14 protein-coding genes are annotated in these 20,916 nt (G+C 40.2%); 1 reads left to right on the top strand and 13 read right to left on the bottom strand.

The annotated features are described in order from the left end of the window. Positions 1-8 precede the first annotated feature (8 nt). From K3T81_RS09565 to K3T81_RS09505, 13 genes are all read right to left on the bottom strand, one after another. Positions 9-1,001, bottom strand: coding sequence for an asparaginase (locus tag K3T81_RS09565; protein ID WP_238019630.1), 993 nt, complete (start codon positions 999-1,001; stop codon positions 9-11). A 248-nt stretch (positions 1,002-1,249) separates the two neighbouring features. Then, positions 1,250-2,317, bottom strand: a complete 1,068-nt coding sequence (locus tag K3T81_RS09560) for a Gfo/Idh/MocA family protein (RefSeq protein ID WP_238019628.1) — start codon at positions 2,315-2,317, stop codon at positions 1,250-1,252. 24 nt (positions 2,318-2,341) lie between these two features. After that, on the bottom strand, positions 2,342-3,208 hold the full coding sequence (locus K3T81_RS09555; protein ID WP_238019626.1) for a sugar phosphate isomerase/epimerase family protein: 867 nt from the start codon (positions 3,206-3,208) through the stop codon (positions 2,342-2,344). A 24-nt stretch (positions 3,209-3,232) separates the two neighbouring features. Continuing rightward, complete coding sequence (locus K3T81_RS09550; RefSeq protein ID WP_238019624.1) at positions 3,233-4,216, bottom strand: Gfo/Idh/MocA family protein; 984 nt, start codon at positions 4,214-4,216, stop codon at positions 3,233-3,235. Then, positions 4,197-5,165, bottom strand: coding sequence for a Gfo/Idh/MocA family protein (locus K3T81_RS09545; protein WP_238019622.1), 969 nt, complete (start codon positions 5,163-5,165; stop codon positions 4,197-4,199). Before K3T81_RS09545 ends, K3T81_RS09550 begins: the two co-directional genes overlap by 20 nt. 55 nt (positions 5,166-5,220) lie before the next feature. Further along, positions 5,221-6,522: a glycoside hydrolase family 125 protein gene (locus K3T81_RS09540; protein ID WP_238019620.1), complete on the bottom strand. Its 1,302-nt coding sequence runs from the start codon at positions 6,520-6,522 to the stop codon at positions 5,221-5,223. A gap of 280 nt (positions 6,523-6,802) precedes the next feature. Beyond that, positions 6,803-9,517 (bottom strand): alpha-mannosidase, encoded by a 2,715-nt coding sequence (locus K3T81_RS09535; RefSeq protein ID WP_238019618.1) that lies wholly within the window; start codon positions 9,515-9,517, stop codon positions 6,803-6,805. A gap of 114 nt (positions 9,518-9,631) precedes the next feature. Further along, positions 9,632-12,757 (bottom strand): alpha-mannosidase, encoded by a 3,126-nt coding sequence (locus tag K3T81_RS09530; protein ID WP_238019616.1) that lies wholly within the window; start codon positions 12,755-12,757, stop codon positions 9,632-9,634. 101 nt (positions 12,758-12,858) lie between these two features. Further along, the gene (locus tag K3T81_RS09525; RefSeq protein ID WP_106897657.1) at positions 12,859-14,451 is read right to left on the bottom strand and encodes an extracellular solute-binding protein; all 1,593 of its coding nucleotides are present in this window, start codon (positions 14,449-14,451) and stop codon (positions 12,859-12,861) included. A 96-nt stretch (positions 14,452-14,547) separates the two neighbouring features. Beyond that, positions 14,548-15,453 carry a carbohydrate ABC transporter permease gene (locus K3T81_RS09520; protein ID WP_106897658.1) on the bottom strand — a complete coding sequence of 302 codons (906 nt, stop codon included), beginning with the start codon at positions 15,451-15,453 and terminating at the stop codon, positions 14,548-14,550. Positions 15,454-15,469: 16 nt separating this feature from the next. Beyond that, positions 15,470-16,474: an ABC transporter permease gene (locus K3T81_RS09515; RefSeq protein ID WP_106897659.1), complete on the bottom strand. Its 1,005-nt coding sequence runs from the start codon at positions 16,472-16,474 to the stop codon at positions 15,470-15,472. 268 nt (positions 16,475-16,742) lie between these two features. Further along, positions 16,743-18,998 (bottom strand): helix-turn-helix domain-containing protein, encoded by a 2,256-nt coding sequence (locus K3T81_RS09510; protein ID WP_238019614.1) that lies wholly within the window; start codon positions 18,996-18,998, stop codon positions 16,743-16,745. A gap of 34 nt (positions 18,999-19,032) precedes the next feature. Then, positions 19,033-19,653 (bottom strand): YesL family protein, encoded by a 621-nt coding sequence (locus tag K3T81_RS09505; protein ID WP_106897661.1) that lies wholly within the window; start codon positions 19,651-19,653, stop codon positions 19,033-19,035. A gap of 604 nt (positions 19,654-20,257) precedes the next feature. On the opposite strand from K3T81_RS09505, the gene K3T81_RS09500 reads away from it, so the two are divergent. After that, positions 20,258-20,916, top strand: a 659-nt coding sequence (locus K3T81_RS09500; RefSeq protein ID WP_476703941.1) for an IS110 family transposase, incomplete at its 3' end; no start/stop codon positions are given.

Here is a 20,916-nt window from a genome sequence, read left to right as displayed (position 1 = left end):
TAAGACCCCTACAAATACACCTTTGTTTGACCAACAAGTTTCCCGTTATCGTTCATGATATCCATTGACCTTATTTTTAATAGTCTCTCAATCGTATCCTGGTTTTGATAATGAATCTTTTTGAGTAAAGCCGCAACTAATACTGGCCAAACGAGTTCAGAACCACTCAACACTTTAAGGGCAATACTCATTTTCTCTTTCCTTAATGCAAGGCAATAGACCCCTTGTGCTCCGCCTTTAGCGATAATATTTTCATCTTCAAGAAGTGCCGTACAAATAAAATCATGGGATGCGACAATTTCAGGTTGCGCATTCATCACATCTCCAACTTTTCTTACGGCATCTGCCGTTTGCTTATTGGCTATTAGATCTGGACAAACAAATTTCAAAAATGATAGGGCCATATTTCTTAAAGGAACAGCATGTACAGGTACGCCACAGCCATCTATCGCTGTTTGAATTTTATTCTTTTCGATTTCAGCTAAATCCGCGACATATTCAAGGATTTCCTGCTGAAGCGGGTGATTTAATTGTTCATACCCGTTTACATCATACCCTTTTTCTTTTATATATCCTAAAAAACCTAAGTGTTTGCCTGAGCAATTATGTAATAGTCTGCGCCTTGGTTTATGGTCCCAAATATAGTTACCCTTTGGGGCATCGTTTAATGGGTAGCTTGGATTGCAAACAAGGGCATCTTCCTTTAACTGCAGCTTGTTCAATAAGCTTTCCAAAGCATCCTGATGGTATGCTTCTCCGCGTTGGGATGCGGTGAATAAAGCCGCCTCCTCAGGAGTTAGTCGATACTTCTCTACCATATTGGTCGTAAAAGCTGGAATTGCCTGTAATGGTTTCATCGCAGAACGGTAAAAAACATACTGGTCAATATCCCCTTTTTCGTAGATCACTTCCTTCTCCTCATTTAGGATGCAAATTAACCCTTGATGTGTATTTTCCAAGCTTTCGCCTCTAATCTCTTCTATAATAACGGGGTTTGACATTCCCTCACCTCTCTTATCCGTTTTCAGAAAAACTTTCACTACGTCGTTCCTGCTTTCTGACTAAAATTTTATACATTGCTAACGTGTTAAAAGGAGAAAACCCTTGCCACTAATCTGGTACAAGGGTTACTCCATGAAATGTAATCTTACATTTTTTTACTCTTAATTTAGAAAATCTGGCTTATCGCCACATCTCTATAGAGAAAGCCTTTCGTTACACTTATACAGTAAGGAAGTTATATCGTTTCCTATTTGTTAAAATGTATTTCTTTCCCTGTTTCACTAGACTCATAGACACCAGCCAACATTTTCATGATCTCTACCCCATCTTCAACTGGGCTGATCGTTTCTGCTTCTCCTTTAACACAGGTTACAAAGTGGTTAATTTCTTTCTGAAACCCTTTAACGAAGTCAAACGATAATTCATCAATTTGTGGCGTGGCGTTTAAAATCGTATTATTTCTTTCTGTTATGATTTCCAGTTCTGGTTCAATTTCTGCGCCACCCTTATCACCGAATACACTAACAGCCATAGTCTCTTTTTTTACATGGAGTGTGAAGCTGACATCGACCATTAACGAAGCGCCATTCTCGAAACGAATAATGGCATTTGCCATGTCTTCTACTGTGTTTGTATCAGGGTCATAATCCGCTGCTTTGTAGAATGATTTATTTTTCACATTGGATCGGTTTCCCAAATTAGAATAGGCGTTTCCACTAACCGATTTCACCTTGGGTTTGCCCATCAGATACCAGCACAGGTCTATCACATGCACACCTAAATCGATTAATGGGCCACCACCTGATCGTTCTTTATCCGCAAACCAGCCCCCAGGATTACCGAGCGCCCGCAGACAGGATGCCTTGGCATAGTAAATTTCCCCAAGTTCGCCTGCATCAATAAATTCCTTTAATACCTGTGTGTTTGTTCCAAATCGGCGAACGAAACCTACTTGGAGTGTTTTGCCCCCACTATTTTTGACAGCCTTTTCAATTTCGAGTGCTTCTTCCACCGTTTTACATAATGGCTTTTCAACTAACACATGCTTCCCTGCATGTAATGCAGCAATTGCAATCTCAGCATGTGTGTTATTCCATGTACAAATACTCACAGCATCAATCTCTGTATCAGCCAGTAAATCATGATAGCTTTTGAAAAACTTTTCGGCACCATATTTCTCCGCTTTTTCCTTTGCTCTTTCCTCATTTATATCACAAACTGCATGGATTTCAACATCTTGATTATGTTTATAAGAGTCAAAATGCATTTCCGAAATGGAACCTGCACCAATGACCCCAACTTTTATTTTCCCCATCGTAGGTATCCTCCTTATTTAACCTTATAATGACTGCCAAATCCGCCGCACATTGTCTAGCCCAATCTTGGAAGCTTTCTTACATTCTTCAAGGCCCTCAAATTCAATGGAAAGATAGCCATCATAGCCAGCTTCCTTCACGACTTTTAAAACTTCCCGTAGATTAATGTCACCATGACCTGTTATTGCGCCTCTTAAGTAATTGCCGGTAGTGGATTGGAACCACCCTTCTCCCGGGTTGTAGGAGGACGCTGGGCGAACATAAAAATCCTTTGCATGGACCATGGATGCATACTCCATGTTATTTTTCACGCCAACGAGAGGATCCTCGTCAACACAAAGGAAATTTCCCGTATCTAGCGTAGTTTTAAAGTTCGGTCTTTCTACATTCTCGATGAGACGTTGTACACGGTCGCTAGCCTGTACATAGAACCCGTGATTTTCGATACTTGTTACAATCCCATATTCCTTCGCATAGTCGGCAATTATTTGACATGCTTCTGTCAGCTTAGGTAAATCTGTTTCAAATTGTTTTATTGATGCCTCATTTGCTGGGCGAAAGGAGACATCATGCCGCATTAACTTCACACCTAATTGGTGCGCAATGTCTACTTCCTTTTTCACTCTGGCAATTTCTTGTTCAAATGCACCTTCACCTGGTTTAAGAAAATCTGCACCAATCGCATAGTTGGAAATTTCGATGCCAACGTCTTTGGCTTTTTGCACGATCGACTTTATTAAATCAGGGTTGTCTTCCAGTGTGAAACCTAATGGCACTATTTCAATATGCTCACCGCCCTGGTCTGCCGTCCACTGGATGACATCTAAAATAGACATCTCCCCTGTTTTAATTGCTCCCAATAAACTGTATGAGCTCATACCAAGCTTCATATCTCACCCTCCTTTATCTGCAACTTAGCTTCGCTCTAATGTCACCGTTTCTTTTAATTCATTGGAGCGATAGGCTGCCTTCACAACTTCTAATGTCCGCAATCCGTCTATTCCAGTAATTGCAGGTTTTCTGCCTGTTTTAACACAATCAATAAAATCATGGACCAATCTTTCATCCATGTCTTCAGACCATGGCTTATGCTCTATTTTTCCTGTTTGATCATTGTACAGAACAGAATGCTGTTTAAAAGCGTCGACAACTAAGGACCCTTCCGTTCCAATAATCTCCATGGTGACATCTCCCCAGAGCGGAAACGTTTTTGGTCGTGACCAGCTTGGATCAATGGTGGCAATAATGCCTGATTCTAACTCCAACGTTACCAATCCTGCATCTTCCACTTTAATATCGTAGAAAAGCGTATCGAATTCTGCGTAGACGGATTTCACTTCATCCTGTAGCATCCAGCGAAGCAAATCCATGATATGCACAATATGATCTGTAGCAGCCCCTCCGCCTGACAATGCTTCTTCAACAAACCAGCCGCCTGGCATTTGTCCATGGTTTGTTGCATTAACTGCCATCACGTCACCAATCCGTCCTGACTCAATGACAGCTTTCACTTTTTGAATCGCAGGGACAAAGCGGACAGCATACGCAACTTGTAAAATGACACCCTGTTGATCACAGACCCGAATCATCTCTTGCGCGTCCTCCAGCTCTGTGGCGATCGGCTTTTCACATAAAATATGTTTTTTATAGGATGCAGCCTTCAGAACATGTGCTTTATGGTTTGCATTTTCCGAACAAATCATGACAGCATCAATGTCTGTGCTTAATAATTCATCTAGGTCATGATAAAAGTCCGTTTCAAAATGTGTTGCCATTTCTTGACCACGTTTAACGTCATCATCCCATATAGCCGCTATTTCTGCTTCAGGATGGTCCATCAGAAATGTTGCGTAACTATTTGCATGCATATGAGCAAAACTAATCATCCCTACTTTCATAAGACCACCTCGCTTCCTTGATCGAGACAGGTTGTCCTGTCTGAGCTGATTTCCTTGCAGCATCTACTAGTTGCATTGATTTTAACGCGTCATGTGCTAGATTTACTGGTTTATTTGGATTTTTTGCCTGGTCTAATACATACGCAAACTGCCTTTGTAAAACCGACTTGTCGAGAATCATTTCCTCTAGCTGATCCTCTTGTGAACTGGCCGTTACCTGTAAAGAAATGGGATTGCTATCTGTGCTGTTATGTGTGATCATTCCTTTGTCTCCGGTAAGCTCAAAGCTTGTTCCATTTTCCGTTTTAGCCCAGGATAATGCGACATGGGCGAATGACTTATCTATCATTCGGATGGATAGGAGAGCATACTCAACTTGTGTACCGTTACGTCGCTTTCTTTTTATATGCTTCGCGATAACGCGTTCCACATCACCGAAGGTCCATAAAAGCCATTCAAATTCATCTATCCCAAGCTCGGAAAAGATATCCTTTTCTCCTCCAGGGTGTGGTGCTCCTCTCGACAGCCTGATAACCCCTGCTCTCCCTATATTTCCATTGCGTATCTGGTTATTCGCATCAACATATTCCGGAGAATATCTTCGCATATTTCCAACATATAAATGGACTTGTTTCTCTTTGCATTCTGTAATGATGCTTGATGCCTCTTTCAGAGTGGAAGCAAGGGGGGAGGCACAAATAATATGTGTCCCTTGCTTCGAAAACTGCCGAATTAATTCCGGCCTGTCCTCCACAGGTACACAAAGATCAATCACATCTACATTTAGTTTCTCCACATCTTCTACTCGTTCCCCACCGTTAATCTGAAACGCAATCTTGCCTGGAGTCGTAGATTTTACTGGAACAATCGATAGAACTTCTGCCTCTTGCAGTTTCGACCAATTTTTCAAATGCTGCTCATCATCTCCTACTACAGCTACTTTTACCAACTAATACACCTCACTTTTTCTATTAATTCTATTAATCTACTAACCAAAATAACCTTTACTTTGCTAAAGGGCTCCCTTTCACATAGCGATCGGCTTTACTGATTAAAAATTCGCTGAACATGGAATTTGCCCAAGAAAACCATGGCCTCGTAAAGTTCTCTGGTTGGTCCACATGAAAGCCTTCATGCATGAATTGGGTGTCAGCATCTGTTGCTTTGAATAGGTTCAGGATTTCTTCTTTTTCTTCACTAGATTGCGCAGTCATTCCTTGAATCGCTAAGGCAATATGCCAAATATATTGCTCTGGTGTATGGGGGCTTCCCACTCCTTTCGCAACTTTTCCTTTGTAGAAATAAGGATTTTCATCACTTAAAACGAATTTTCTTGTATTTTGATAGATAGGATCATCCAACTTACAATAGCCTAAGTATGGAAGGGCAAGAAGACTGGGAACATTGGCATCGTCCATTAAGTTATAGTTGCCATGTCCATCCGTCTCATAGGCATAAATTGTACCGAACTCCGGATGCTCCACCTTCCCGTACGTTTGAATACCGTTATCCATTTCATCTGCTAGATTTTTTGCAACAACAGCAAGATCCGTATCTTGCAGCACTTCTTCTGCAATTTCTTCCAGCTGTCTTAGAGAAACTACTGCAAACATATTGGCGGGGATTAGATAGCCATATTTACAGGCATCATCACTAGGGCGGAAACCACTCCATGTCATGCCAGTATAGGCGACAGGCGCACCCTTCCCACCATGTGATAATGTATCCTGTGGTGGACAATTATCTCTTTCGAAATGATAAGTAGAATTCGCTTCATGATTTTGTTCCGTTTTCCAGGTGTCGATGATCAGGCTAACGGCCTGACGAAACGCGTCGTTAAACTGAGATGTTCGACCAGTGGATTTCCAAAAGAGATAGGCCAGCTGAATAGGATAGCATAACGAATCAATTTCATACTTCCGTTCCCAAAGCAGAGGTGTCATTTTGGTATTGTCTTCATGGTACCGCTTACCATTAGCTTCCTCATTAAAAGCATTGGCATATGGGTCATGAAGAATAAAAGAAAATTGTTTTCGGATGACGCCTTCAATTAAGTTTGCCATTTCCTCGTCATGCTCTGCCAGCATGAGATATGGTCGTACCTGTGCAGCGGAATCACGAAGCCACATTGCCGGTATATCACCGGTTATCACAAATGTGGTGCCATCTTCTTGTGGGCGTATGGTGGTCTCATATGTATTGGAAAAACAATTCTCGAAAAGTGCCTGGGCTTTTTGGTCTTGCGCGTAAGCTGTTTTTACTTCTTCAATAAACGTCTTCATCGAGGCTGGTATGGATTTTTGCATCATGTTACACTCCCTTTATTTATTATTCTAATTCTTATAGCTACAATAATTCCGTCCCTTTCACTGCTAGCGGACGCTTTCCGCGGGCATGGCTTGAGCCTCCTCAAAAGAACGTCACTTTCTCCGGGGTCTCAAGTCTCATGCTTTTCCCGCTGGAGTCGCCGCCATCCGTTCCAGGTAACTCAGTTTGAGCTCCAATATCGTAGAATCTACTTCCTCGTCTTAAAGCAGTGTTCAAAAAGCTGCAGATTGCCCACTTTTTGAACACGCTATATGATTTCTATTTCTCGAAGCCAATTGTTACAATTTCATACGGCTTTACTGGTATTTGCACTTCGGAAGATTCATTGGACTGAAGTGTTTCTTGTTTTTCTTCTATCACATTACTTTTATAAGCGGAAGATGTACCCTTTAGTGTGCGAACAAGTAAAGGATTATTTTCGTTTGTCATATTAAACCAGCGAGTTAACACATCTCCGGTCTGACCAGACACCTTCAGCGAAGAAAATGATAGATTAGGAGCATTCCATTCTAAAAATGACTTAGCTGTTGGCAGCTCCCCATCGTGGATTCCTGTTTGTTTTACTGTCCATGGCACCTGAAATTGGTATGCATCTTGATATGCCTTGGTTGCATCCTCTTCCCCTGCATGTGGGTAAATGCGAAGGGATACGGTGTGCTCCCCTAAACATTGGGCCTCCGGTGTTGGAAAATGGCCCCAATCCCCTAACTCCCCAACAGAGCGTAACAGCGTTATCGCAATCGTATTCCGACCATCACGTAACACCTCATATTCATTAAGTCCAAGATTCGCAACCGTCAATCCATGTTCTTCGTTACGAACATCCACAAATGCCTGCTGGTGCTGGGAATTATCAGGGTTTGTCCACTCTTCTGAAGGCTGATTGGATCGTGTAGCCACTTCAAAAATGGAATCAACATGGTGCACATCTGTTTGAATAGCTGTTGGAAATAATGCGCGAAGTCGATGATCTTTTGCCTGGTTATTAAAGCTTGCTTCCACATTAATCCCTTTACTATTCTTTTCTAATGTAACGATAGTTGTAATCTTAAATGGAATGTTTTCCTCAGATCGTCCAGACTTCCTACCTTTAAATCCGACAAGCTCTTTTTGCTCCTGTTCAAGCAATTCAGAGGCGCTTTTCGGAATTTCCCATTCGTGGGTAATTTCATATGCTGCTTGATAGGCGGTGTCCTCCACCACTTTCACATTCGCGATAACATCTTTTGTTGTAAGTGTTTTTTGATCATGTGACTGTTTGTACATATACTCATTGCCAATATCACCACTATCCTCATAAACACCTAACTCTTCAAAAGTTCTTCCATTCCCTTTATTCGTTACAGTCAAGGAACCATTCTCATTAATATTTACATGCAAAAAGTCGTTTTCTAATTGGTTTTCGCCAGGAATCAAGGAATCCTGTTTCTGACTTGAGCTGGATTGAACTAAGGCAAATGTCTTGTAACCCATCGCCGGAACTTGCTGTGCCTCAAATGTAAGACGGACCCTTCTAGCCATGTATGGTTGACGGAACTTTTCTTCCGGTAAGTCATAGTCAAAGGCTATCCCTAGATCTTCAACTGTAACGCTATATTCTGCTCCTGCCTTGTCCACGACGATTCTCTCTCCAAGCGGGAATTGTTTAAGTTCTTGCTTTTTGACCCCTTCTGAAAAGTAATCACGTCGTACATCAAGTGTAATGGAGACCGTGCCTGTACGTTCCCATCCCGTTGTATTATAGACAGTAAAGGCTAGTGCATCTTCGCCCCATTTCTCAAATCCGGTCGTATTAATTTTATTGGAAAGGGCTTCAAGGCTCTCATCAATAACAGCTTCGGCTACATGCTTACTCTTTTCAAAACGAGTTACCATTTCCCGATGTACTTCATCTACACTACAGCCGCAAATGCTGTCATGCGGGTGGTTTTGCATTAACGTTTTCCATGCATATTCCAAAAGATGGTGATTGTATTCCTCGCCATTTAAGTAAGCAAATGTCGCTAATGGTTCTGCTACTTTTTCTAATAATGCTTGGCCTAGCTGGTTCATTTGCTTAATATAAACACGGGCTGAAGCAGTGTTGACGAGCGTTCCCCATCCGTCTGTTTGCTGACTTCGCAGCTCCCCATCAATCACCTTTAAATCATCCGGGAGAGAGGCGGTTAGATTTTCAACATATTTATTAAAATTAGAATGGGTAAACGAAATTTCTGGATAGAGCTTCTTCGCCGTTTCAATTGCTTCAGGCAAGTCTATTTGGATTGGCTGATGATCACAGCCATTCATCATAAGCATATGAGGAGATGCCGCATACTTTTCTAAGGAAGAAAGATGCTGCTCCCAATATTGCTTTGCTTCCTTTTCATCTACTGGTACTTCATTGCCGTTACAATACCAGTTGGCAAACAGGATGCCCAAGACAGAAGAACCGTCTGGTGAACGCCAAAGCATTTCCGAATATGGGGATTCATATTGCTCTGCATCGCTAACCATGTTATTAAATCCTGTAGGTTTTACCCCACGCCCAAAGACAGCGTTGTTAATGCCTGCCTGGCTTAAAATTTGTGGTCCCTGTCCCATATTTCCGAATGAATCAGGGAAATAGCCAACCTTGGAAATCCCGCCCCATTGTAATGCATCCTTCATTCCGTACTGTAAATTACGTATGTTCGCTTCACTACTTGTCAAAAACTCGTCCTGTAAAATATACCAAGGACCAATATGAAGCCTTCCTTCACGAATGTACTTTTCTAACTTTTCTCTCCTATCAGGACGGACCTGTAAATAATCGTCGAGGATAATCGTCTGCCCGTCCAAATGGAAGCTTTTAAATTCTGGGTCCTTTTCCAATGTATCGAGTAAGCGATCCATCAGCTTGATTAATAAAACATGATGTTTCTCGTAAGGTAAATACCACTCTCTATCCCAATGCGTATGAGAAATAATATGGATATGCTTTTGATCTGTCACGTGTAACCCTCCAAGGTGATTCACTATTTTATTGATTCATTGTCAAAACGATTGCAGGTCTCCTCCACAATAAGTAAATCGTCATGACATCAACCTGCATCCTTCTTTCTATCTTTACTTGGCAAATTCGACCAGGAATGTTTTTATTTCATAAGGTGTAACCTGAACATTAATTGAAGGGTCCTGGACTACCTCACCAATCGGTTTTTCCATTAAATCGCATTCTTGCCAGGAGACGATGTTCAAATCACTGGAAAGCTCCACAGTGGAACGATTTCCTTCAAATTCGTGAAGACGCAATACCGTTTTATCACTGTACTCAGCCTTCTTCACTGCGTCGATCATGATATTCTCCTTTGAACAATGAACCAATGATAATTGATCCAGTCTTGCATTCCCTTGCTTAAAGGTTAAGGCATTATTCAATGACCACGCTTCTTTCACCGTGCCGCCTTCTTTCCAACTTCCCTCATGCGGAAGGACGGAATAGGTGAATCGGTGTTCTCCCAAATCCGCCCAAGGGTCTGGATGGATCGGTGATTTTAATAGGGATAACCGCATCAGGTTGTCTTTAATGTCGTAACCATACTTACAATCATTAAGAATACTTACACCATATGCTCCTTCAGATAAATCTGCCCATTGGTGACCAACACTTTCGAAACGAGCATAGTCCCAGCTTGTATTCCAGTGAGTTGGCCGTTTTACATTTCCATATTGAATATCATAGGTAGCTTCTGTTGAGCGGATATCAACAGGGAATGCTACTTTCAATAATCGCTGCCGCTCCTGCCAGTCTACATGGGTGTCAAAATCAATTCGCCGGCTGTTCGCATATACAGTCATGTCTTGTGTAATTACTGATTTGCCATATTTCCAGACAAACCGGATGGACGCTTGTAAGCTCCCAACTTCCAGAACTTCTACAGACTGAAGCTCTGTAATTTCTTCCATCTTTTGTTGGTAAAAAATATCAATATCCCACGCGTCAAACATAAGTGGTTTATCTTCAAACACCTGTAGCACATTCCCTCTCGTATTTTCAGCAAGTACTTCACGACCATGTTCTAAATCTGTAATACTTGTCAGCTGGCCGTTCTCATTCCATGTCAGGTCATAAAACGGCGTTTGGATGCGATTCGCTTCTAGAGTGAAAGCTTCTTTCGCCTCTTGCTTTGTTTTAGTAGATTTGAATTCAATCTGCTTGTACCCCATAGCTGGGAGAGATTCAACCCGTATATAACAGCCCTCATCTGTAGATTGTGTTTCGAACTCTTTACCGTCCGCATCGACCCAGCTTCCTGAAGCAGTATGTCCTGGGATGAACACGAGATCATTACGCTCCCAAGAGGCAGAATTGAAAACCGTCCACACAGAGTCTTGCGCTTGTACAAGAGATGTTGCAGCATTGTCCCATACTTCCTCGCCTAATTCCTTCGCCTGTTTATATTCTTGTCTGGCATCATCATACACTTCTTTAATGGATGATCCCGGGATAATATCATGGAATTGGTTGCGTAAAATCGTCTTCCACCCATCTGTCAATTTAGCTAATGGGTAGTTTTCGAATGCGCTTTGCTCGACACTATCCAGCACACTTAACCATTCGCTTTCCCTGTAAAGCAATTCCAGTTTTCGGTTCATTCGCTTCATAAAGCTTTGCGACGTATAGGTGCCACGGTGGAATTCCAGATACAACTCCCCATCCCATGTATGCACATATTCGTTTGTTTCATCTATCGTCTTATGTAACTTATTAAAATAGTTACCTGCTGTGGACGGTTTCACATTTGGCAAACCAGGAATCTTATCCATTTTGCGTCGCATTTCAAGCATTTCCCGGTTTACACCACCTCCACCATCGCCATATCCATAGGACAGCAATAAGTCCTGGTTAATGTTTTTATCCTTGTAGGCATCCCACGATTCTTTTACTACCTGTGGCGTCATAAATCCATTATATGTGTAGTAACGGGACTCAGGCCAAGGCTCTGTTGTGGTAATAAAATGTGTTAAAATCTCACTACCATCAATGCCTCGCCAGTTAAAGGTATCGTGCGGCATACGGTTGAACTGACTCCAGCTGATTTTCGTCGTCATAAACGTCTTAATACCAGACTTTTTCAAGATTTGTGGTAAAGCCCAGCTATACCCAAATACATCGGGCAGCCATAAGTACTCGCTTTCTTTACCAAATTCATCCCGGATAAATTTTGACCCTAACAATAGTTGACGAACAAGCGACTCACCTGACGGAATATTACAATCCGCCTCCAGCCACATGCCCCCATCTACTTCCCAGGTACCTTCGGAAATTTTCTTCTTCATTTTTTCATAGATTTCCGGGTAATCTTCTTTTATATATTCATAGAGCTGTGGTTGACTTTGTAGGAAAACATACTCCGGGTATTGCTCCATCAGACGAAGCACCGTTGAAAAAGAACGTGCTGACTTTTCACGTGTATGTTTTAATCGCCAGAGCCACGCTACATCGATGTGTGTATGTCCAATACTATGGAAGGTCACAGCATGATTTTTCTCCATGGAATCGAGTTGTTCTTGCAAATAACTTCCTGCGCGGTAGACAGATTCATAGAATTCTTCTGAGCCTGGGTTTAACCAGCTAATGAAATTCATAGATTGATTAAGCGCTTGAAGTAAGGCATGCTTTTCAGGCTGATTATCTTCTAATACAAATACTGTTTCCATGACAGCCTTAGCATTGTAATAGAAATCGTCAACCTGCTCATCAAGCCATGCCAGTTCGGCATATTTTAGTTTGTATTCCTGAATAACTGGCTTTCCACCACCTTCAAGACCTGTCCATAATCTAAAATCTAGAGAAATGTCATTTCCAGCAGAGCTTCCGGAAAGAAACACTTCTTTGTGATTAGAATCTACTCCTTGGTATGGTTGCCCGTTTAAAAATAATAGAGATTCAAACCCTGAATTATTCCCTCCACCTGTGTTTCCAAAGTCAAAAAGGCCAACAATCTTTTTATCAGCCCAGCTTGTTGGAATCGTCACATTTGTAGAGATCCATGCATATACATCTCGTCCACGCCAGTGTTCACCAATTGCGATAGTAGGAGAATTACCATCAGGTTTTGGCGGATATGTACCAATTTCTCCCTCTTCATCTTCAACAAACGACCATTTCGATAATGAGATAGTGTCGCGATATCGATAGGAAGACAGTTCATTTATTCTTGCTTTCAGCTTTTCTTCTGTGAGAAACATGCCCTAACGTCACCTCTTAAATTGTTTAGTTTGAAGGCCCGTATGAGTTTATCCCACTAAGGGATCATACGAGCCTTCATTTTGTTTTCAATTAATGGTTTTTAACTCTCTGACCAACGATCGTAAGCAGCTTGATGCACTTCAACATATTCGTCGATATTCATATTTTGAATTGTTTCTACATACGAATCCCAGTTAGATAATGGTTCTACACCTGTGATGAATTTTGCTTCCATTTGCTCAACATAGGATGTCAGGTCAACCTCTATAGAGTTAATTTGCTTTTGTTCCTCAGCTGTTAAGTAAACAAGTGGGAATGGAACCTCTCCATAAGGAACAATTTTTTCATTCGTTTCCGAATCGATAAATTCCTCAAATTCGGACTTTGGCTTCCCTTCAATTGGTCCACTAACGGTAGGTGCAGGAATGCCGTAATCAGGTGTGATTGATCCACGATAGTCTTCCGAGCTATCATAGCCTTCTGGCGTATCTAAATAAACTCTTTCTCCATCTTGATCTTCCCACAGTAGGCCTTCAGGACCTTCATTTAAGAATGTAAAGCCTTCTTTCGAATAGAAGTAGTCAACCCAGCGAATAGATGCTTCCGGGTTCGGATTCTCACTTGTGATAGAGAATGCACCTCTGTTAATCCCTGGATTAAGTGGAATGATTACTTCTTCAGATACCGGACTTGTCAACGGCTGGAACATTGGATTATTAAGTGCTTCTTCTTCAGATTCACCTGTTGTAAAGAAGGAGAACCAGTCAGGGAATATACCTAAGCGATTATCCTGTCCTTTTGCCTTTTTCTGTTCATCTGATTGAGAGAATGTTTCTGGATCTAGCAATTCTTCTTCATAAAGTTTATTCATGTAAGTTAGGTATTCTTTATAGTTGTCTGTGGTCGGAGTATATCTTACTTCCCCATCATTCTCTTCTATCCCCCATTCCTTCATGCCAAACGCAGCTAGGAACCATGCACGGGAACTATTCATTTTTACATCGAGTAATGGGATTTCATCTGCTTCTCCATTACCATTCGGATCTTCTGTTTTAAAACGAACCATCAAGTCGTAAAATTCCTCTGTTGTTTTAGGTAGCTCTTCCACACCAAGTGCATCTAGCCACTGTCCGTTAAACCATAGTGGTCCTTTATACCAATAAGATGAAGAACCTTCAGATATCTTTGGCAACGAATAAATATGGCCATCTATCGTTGTAATAGACTTTTTAATATCTGGATTTTCCTCTAGCATTTTTTTAATGTTGGGAGCATGTTCTTCGATCAAATCTTCTAATGGCAATAAGACGCCTTGCTCTCCGTAATCTACTTCCATAGCAGGTGTAAGGTTATTAGACCCTGCACCGTAGATAATATCGGCCACATCACCACTGGCAAATGCTAGGTTTAATTTTGTTTGAAAGTCGCTTAATGGAGGTGTAGTATACTCCATTTTAATATTTGTCATCTCTGAGTATTCCTTTAGCGTAGCCATGTCTTCCCATTCTGCTATGCCAGTACCAGGAGCCATGACAGATAACTCGATTTCTTCATCAACAATTGGAAAACCTTCCTCATTCACTTCCACATTTGCGGAGGCTGATTCCCCGCTACTTTCTTTGTCGGATTTACATGCTGCAAGGGTGAACACCGCTAATAGTGCTGTTAATAATAAGATAATGCCTCTTTTCATTATTGAATCCCCTTTCAAATTTTTGATCTAGTTAAGGTTTCGTCATCAGGCAGATTATTTGGAATGGATAACCACCTCCTTAAATATTTATATCTACTATCCTTTAAGTGAGCCAATCATAACACCCTTCACAAAGAATCTTTGTAAGAATGGATACACGATAATGACTGGTAATGTGGAAACAATCATAACGCCATATTTAATGATTGCTGCAAGCTGCTGTTTACTATGCAATGCTTCGGCCATACTTCCACTCATATTGGAGTTTTGTGACGCCATTTCTTGAAGAACAAGTATTTCTCGTAACACAAGTTGAAGTGGGTACATATCTTTGTCCGATAAATAAATCAAGGCATTGAAGTATCCATTCCAGTGACCTACTCCGTAAAATAATGCCATAACAGCTATAATTGGAGCAGATAATGGTAAGATTATCTTCATAAACATTTTGAAGTTAGATGCCCCATCGATAATGGCAGCCTCTTCCAAGCCTTTTGGAATAGAGGATTGGAAAAACACACGAGCAATGACGATATTCCACACGGCTGCTGCATTCGGTAAAACCATCGCCCAGACTGTGTCGATAAGTCCCAAGCTTTTTACTACTAAGTATGTCGGAATGAGTCCACCACTAAAGAACATGGTGAGTACAAACATCCCAGTGAAGAAATTCCTTCCAAAAAAATCCTTTCTGGATAAAGCATAAGCTGCTGGTATCGTTACTGCCAGGTTGATTAGTGTACCGAAAGCAGTATAAAAAATTGTATTAAGATACCCTCGCCAGATGGCATCGTTTTGAAAGATCATTTGGTATCCTTCAAATGTAATATCCTTTGGTAATAACCACATTTCCCCTGAATTTACCGCTGCTGGGTTACTGATCGATGCACTGATAATATAAATAAGTGGATATAAAACGATCAGCAGAGCGGTAGTAAGAAAAAGGAAAATAAACACTTTAAATACCTTATCTTTGTTTGTCTCCTTTATAGCTGTACTCATAGCCTTACAATCCTCCTTACCATAGACTTGTCTCACTGGTCTTTTTCGCTATTTGATTAACTGTAATTAATAAGATGGCGTTAATCACGGCGTTGAATAGACCAACCGCTGCTGCAAAGCTATACTGTGCATCCAACAAACCAGCTTGATACACGAATGTCGCGATTACATTGGATGATTCCAAGTTAAGCGGGTTTTGAAGCAATAATATTTTTTCGAAGCCCATTGCCATGATATTCCCTACGTTCATGATTAGTAGAATAACCATTGTCGGGACAATTGCGGGTATGTTGATGTGCCAAATCCGCTGAAAACGGGAAGCTCCATCAACGATTGCTGCTTCATGGTGTTGCGGATCCACTCCAGCTAGTGCAGCAAGGTAAATAATCGTTCCCCAACCTGTACTCTGCCAGACGCCTGACATGACATATACCGTCTTAAACCAATCGGGATCACTCATAAAGGCAATTGGTTCAAACCCAACTAACTGAATAGCGTGGTTGATAATCCCTGTTGCTGGCGAAAGAAAAGCAATGATCATCCCGGCCATTACGACAACGGAAATGAAATGTGGTGCATAGGTTACAGTTTGGACCGTTCTCTTATACAGACCATCCTTCGCCTCATTTAGCGCTAATGCTAGAATGATAGGTAGTGGGAAACCTACAGCTAATTCGTAGACACTAATTCCTAATGTGTTTTTAATGAGATCCCAAAAGTAATAGGATTCAAAAAATCTAGTGAAATGTTCAAGACCAACCCATTCACTTCCCCAGATTCCCAGTGTCGGAACAAAATTCTTAAATGCAATTTGCACCCCATACATCGGAATATAGTGGAAAATTAAAAAGTATAGAAATGCTGGCAATATAAATATGTATAGCTGCCAATTTTGAAGAATTTTTTTGTTGGTTTTTTTCTTTGGTAATTTCTTCGGTGAACGAACTATTTTCTTGTTCTTTTTATTAGTATGAGTAGATTCAATTTCCGGCTCCCTGGATGTTGCTGTGCTTGTATTCATCGCTTGTCCCTCCTTCTCGTTTGTGTATGTTGTAACTGCTTACATGTTATTATTTTCTGAAATTATTCACAATATGTCATTTATGTTACGTCTTGTACGATAGTCACTTCACAAAGCGGAAAACGCTTACAATACAAAGCTTTTTTGTTACGGTACTATGTCAATTTTACGGACTATGTATTATTTACAATCGCTTTACAAAGCTCTTATTCTCGCAAAGTAAAAAAGAAAAAGAGACCAAGTCTCTCAACATGATCTCCTTCTTATTTCACCTATTTAGTTTGCGATACTGGCCTGGTGTTACGCCTACGATCTTCTTGAATTTTCGGGTGAAGTTAGCAACGTCCTTGTAGCCGACTTGAGCCACGATTTCCTTAATTGGAAGATCCGTTTCCTTCAATTGTTTCTTTACTTCATTTATTCGTAAATCCTGTACATATTGGGTGAACGTAACACCAGTTTGTTCTTTAATAAATCGACTAAGATTGGAAACAGACAACTTTACGTCAATGGCTATGCTCTCTAAGGAAAGTTCATATAAGTTGTAGTTGGCATTTATATACTCCAGAATATCGTTCCCCATCTTGTCATTACGACATTCTTTTTTACTATCCATTTCATCACATACGGCTACGATCAATGTGTGAAGTTCTTGATGTAACTGTTCGACTGAATTAAAATCAACAATTCGATTCATATCCTTCATATAATTTGTGGATCCCATCTCCGAAATTGTCTTAATCACCGTGTTAATAATATCGAAGCAAATACATTTTAGCACCTGGATGGAATGCTCCCTATTGACTAAGCTATGGAACATATTTTGTAGTGTTTCCGTCGCGACAGCCTTGTCTCCCTGTTTCAAACTTTGCACAAGCTTAATTTGTTCCTCCATCGGATATCCCAGAGATTGCTCTGAATGGGTACTAATTTCTTCGAAGAATATAAGGCTACCTTGAGGATTAGCGAATTTATAATCCATTGTTGCCACTGCCTCAATATAGGATCGATTGATTCGGGATTTTTGATCATACAACCCTCCCACCCCAATTGTTGGTGTATGGCTGGATGTTTCCTCTATATATTGCTGAATATGGGTCACCAATGATTTTCGTCTCTCATCAACATTCAGATCTTTACTGTTCATACTTACAACCAAAGCCATCGTATCTTCATGGAATAAATCAATTCCATGGGCAACAGCATTCTCTAAAATGATGTCTGATAAGCTACTAAAAACCTTTTCTCTTTCCTGCAAATTTGTTTCGCCAAACGTTCCTTTTTCAAAATACACCATGGCCACAAAATAATGTCCACTTTCCATTTGAATATTTAAGGAATGCAATAAAGAATCGATCTCCTGATTTTGGATATCTCCTTTTAAGAGTCTAACCAAAAACTGTTCTCTAGCAAAAGGCCGCTGTAAGTACATCGTCTTATTCAAGATTTGCTGGTCTTCAAATACATCTGTTATTGTTTTACGAATCGTCTCTAATTCATTCGTATCTTCTAAATCTGTATTTTTCCTGCCATCTCTTTTTGTGATTTCAAATAAGTTCCGTATCGGTTTGTATTGATTTTTCCCAAGTATGATTGCCAGTATAAATCCTATAATTAAGATGATAACTAAAATAGCGGAGATCAAGATCGTACTATTATCTAGCCTCTTAAAGAATTGATCGGTATCCATCAAGGTAATAAATTTCCATCCACTTAAGTTTGATTCAATGGAGACAAGCGAATAATCCTTATTATTTAACTCAACGGTTGAAACGCCTTGCTTCTCATAGGACAAGCCATCCAATTGTTCTGTCTTTATCGCGTCATCACTAATGACAGAAGATATCACTTGATTATCTTCATTTAAAATATATACATTCCCCTCTGATTCACCAGAAATATTCTTAATTAGATCAGCGATGGTATCCTCTTCAATGAAAAACATTACGGTACCAAATGGGTTTGGATTATTGGGTGCTATCGGAAATAAATAGGCAACCATATTCCCACGCTCTTCATTATTAATGACCATATTATCAACCGGTTTGATAAATGGGAGTTTGGTATGTAAATCACGTAAAAGTGTCTCTTTGTCCCAATCCTGAAAGCTATACTTTTTTTCCAGCATCGCATCAATGGAATAAGAGCCACCTGTAGAATAGATCTTTTCCTCATCATGAAAATAGACAAATAATTCTTCAATGATAGAGCTGTTTGCTTTGTATTTACCTAATTCATCAATTGCCTCTTTACTGTAATAACCATGATTCATCATATAAGGCGTTAATCGTTGGTCATAGGAAATTCTTGCCGCTAGTGTTTCTAACTCGCTCATGCGTTCATTCGTAATACGTTCAACCTGCTCCAACTTATTAATATTGGATTGTTCAATCTCCTGCCTGAGACTTGATACAGAATTATAATAAATGATCGTGCTCATTATTAAAAAAGGAACTAGAAATACAAGCAGATAGGAAATAATATATTTATATAAAAGCCGAGACCTAATCCTATCGCGCCACATCTGCCCACCCCCACCTTAATAGAATGTTAAACCGCTAGCTTGCCTTCTTTTCTTCTATTTGCACACAGGCACGATAGGCGAACCACATAATGGGTAATGCAATCATAGAAGCCCCTATAAAGAATAGGAGAACAGGCAGATAGCTAAATAGATAATATAAAAGCAGCATACTAATTGCGATAGCGATTGTTTCTAAAGGTCTTGCTAACGCAACAAAAAACGCCTGTTTAAAATATAGGAAAAACGTAAGATTATATCTAACGAACACAGGAAATAGGTAGATGGTTGTAATTGAATACAAAAACGTTACGAATAATAATAATAAATGTAATGGGAAGGATTCAATCATGTCTTTCGAAACATTCATATCGATATACAAAAAGGCCCCTAATCCCATAATAATAAGACCTAAGCCATTCGCTTTAAAAAATTGTGTTTTGTAGACCGAGTAAAAGTGCTGAAAGATTGGTATGTCAAAGTCATCATCAAACCACTTATGTAGTACGGAGAATAATCCAGCAGTTGCTGGGGATATGCCAAAGATCCCAAGACCTAGTACCGTGAAGATAATCCAGAGAAAGTGAAGGTACATCACTTTAGCTAACCAGTTGCCTAAATCATAAAACCACTTAAAAATCCCATTCATCGTTGTCATTGTTGTCACTTCCTTTTCTCGGGAAAACGCTTTCCAATTATTGCATTAAAAATTATGTACGAAAAAGTCTGAGAGGTCGAAGCTTTTTCACCCCCTACTTATCTCATGTAGTATCTATTATTCTTCTATTTTACCTAATTTTAATAGAATTTGTCGAATTTTTATGAATTTGTTTGTTTTTTTGTGTAAAGAGGATGAGGGGGAAAAAAATTTTAGTTGACGTTGCGGAAAAGACTTCTCTACTTGATGAGCATGTGGAAATGAATATATATATAAAGAGGAAGGGATAAAAGTACTTACGCAAAAGAGAAATCCGAAAGATTCGGCTTTGAAAAGCCGCTTCAGAAATATACTCCGCTCGTATGATATAGGTAACCTTATTTAAGGATCCCCACTTAGATAGTATGATGGGGGTAATCAGGTGGAGGGTGTCGGTAGCTTCGCTTGAAGTATAATCTTCGTCGGAAAGTTTGACACCTCCCCTTTATAGAATACTCGAATTAGCTGGATGGCACGTGTTGTCGAATATCTAACGAGCATGATTATCTATAAAGAAGTGGAGGATTCTCCTATCTGGTTAATTTTTCATACAGGCGGTGTTAGTATGCATTATCTAGGTATTGATATTGGTAAAAAGGAGCACGAAGCTGGTCTTATTGACAATATTGGTAAACCTATCGGTAAAAGTCTACGCTTCGCTAATTCTAAACGTGGTAGTGAGAAACTATTAACGTTTATAAACAACCATCAACTTACCATAGAAAATTGTGTTATTGGGCTAGAAGCCACAGGGCATTACTGGCTTTCTATATTCACATACCTAAACCAACTTGGTTTTAAAGTAACAGCATTTAACCCCTTAAGATCGGACGCTTTACGGAACTTCTTCATTCGTAAGACGAAAACAGACGCACGAGATGCTTTTCTTATCGCACAGGTTATACGTATCGATATGCCTGATGCCACGCCTTTTTTAGAAGAGGATTTACTTCAATTAAAACAATTAGAAAGGCTACGTTATTCTCTCGTTGACCAAAGTTCAGATATTAAGCGCAAGATTATAGCTCTTTTGGACCAAGTCTTCCCAGAATATGAAGATATGTTTTCAGAAGTTTTTGGCACTTCTTCTTCAGAATTGCTTAAGCATTATCCTATGCCTGAAGATATTCAGGCTATTGATACAGAAACATTGGCTAAGTTTCTAAATAATGCGAGTAAGAATTCATATGGAGAGCGTAGAGCCCATGAAAAAGCAACTAAAAT

Source organism: Oceanobacillus jordanicus (assembly GCF_022095695.1).
Classification (GTDB): Bacteria; Bacillota; Bacilli; order Bacillales; family Amphibacillaceae; genus Oceanobacillus_B; species Oceanobacillus_B jordanicus.
This window is presented reverse-complemented; position numbering and strand designations above follow the sequence as displayed.

Excerpts from the sequence above, each read along its gene's own strand:
- K3T81_RS09565 (WP_238019630.1), bottom strand. The coding sequence starts at position 1,001 with ATGTCAAACCCCGTTATTATAGAAGAGATTAGAGGCGAAAGCTTGGAA.
- K3T81_RS09560 (WP_238019628.1), bottom strand. The coding sequence starts at position 2,317 with ATGGGGAAAATAAAAGTTGGGGTCATTGGTGCAGGTTCCATTTCGGAA.
- K3T81_RS09555 (WP_238019626.1), bottom strand. The coding sequence starts at position 3,208 with ATGAAGCTTGGTATGAGCTCATACAGTTTATTGGGAGCAATTAAAACA.
- K3T81_RS09550 (WP_238019624.1), bottom strand. The coding sequence starts at position 4,216 with ATGAAAGTAGGGATGATTAGTTTTGCTCATATGCATGCAAATAGTTAC.
- K3T81_RS09540 (WP_238019620.1), bottom strand. The coding sequence starts at position 6,522 with ATGCAAAAATCCATACCAGCCTCGATGAAGACGTTTATTGAAGAAGTA.
- K3T81_RS09530 (WP_238019616.1), bottom strand. The coding sequence starts at position 12,757 with ATGTTTCTCACAGAAGAAAAGCTGAAAGCAAGAATAAATGAACTGTCT.
- K3T81_RS09525 (WP_106897657.1), bottom strand. The coding sequence starts at position 14,451 with ATGAAAAGAGGCATTATCTTATTATTAACAGCACTATTAGCGGTGTTC.
- K3T81_RS09520 (WP_106897658.1), bottom strand. The coding sequence starts at position 15,453 with ATGAGTACAGCTATAAAGGAGACAAACAAAGATAAGGTATTTAAAGTG.
- K3T81_RS09515 (WP_106897659.1), bottom strand. The coding sequence starts at position 16,474 with ATGAATACAAGCACAGCAACATCCAGGGAGCCGGAAATTGAATCTACT.
- K3T81_RS09510 (WP_238019614.1), bottom strand. The coding sequence starts at position 18,998 with ATGTGGCGCGATAGGATTAGGTCTCGGCTTTTATATAAATATATTATT.
- K3T81_RS09505 (WP_106897661.1), bottom strand. The coding sequence starts at position 19,653 with ATGACAACGATGAATGGGATTTTTAAGTGGTTTTATGATTTAGGCAAC.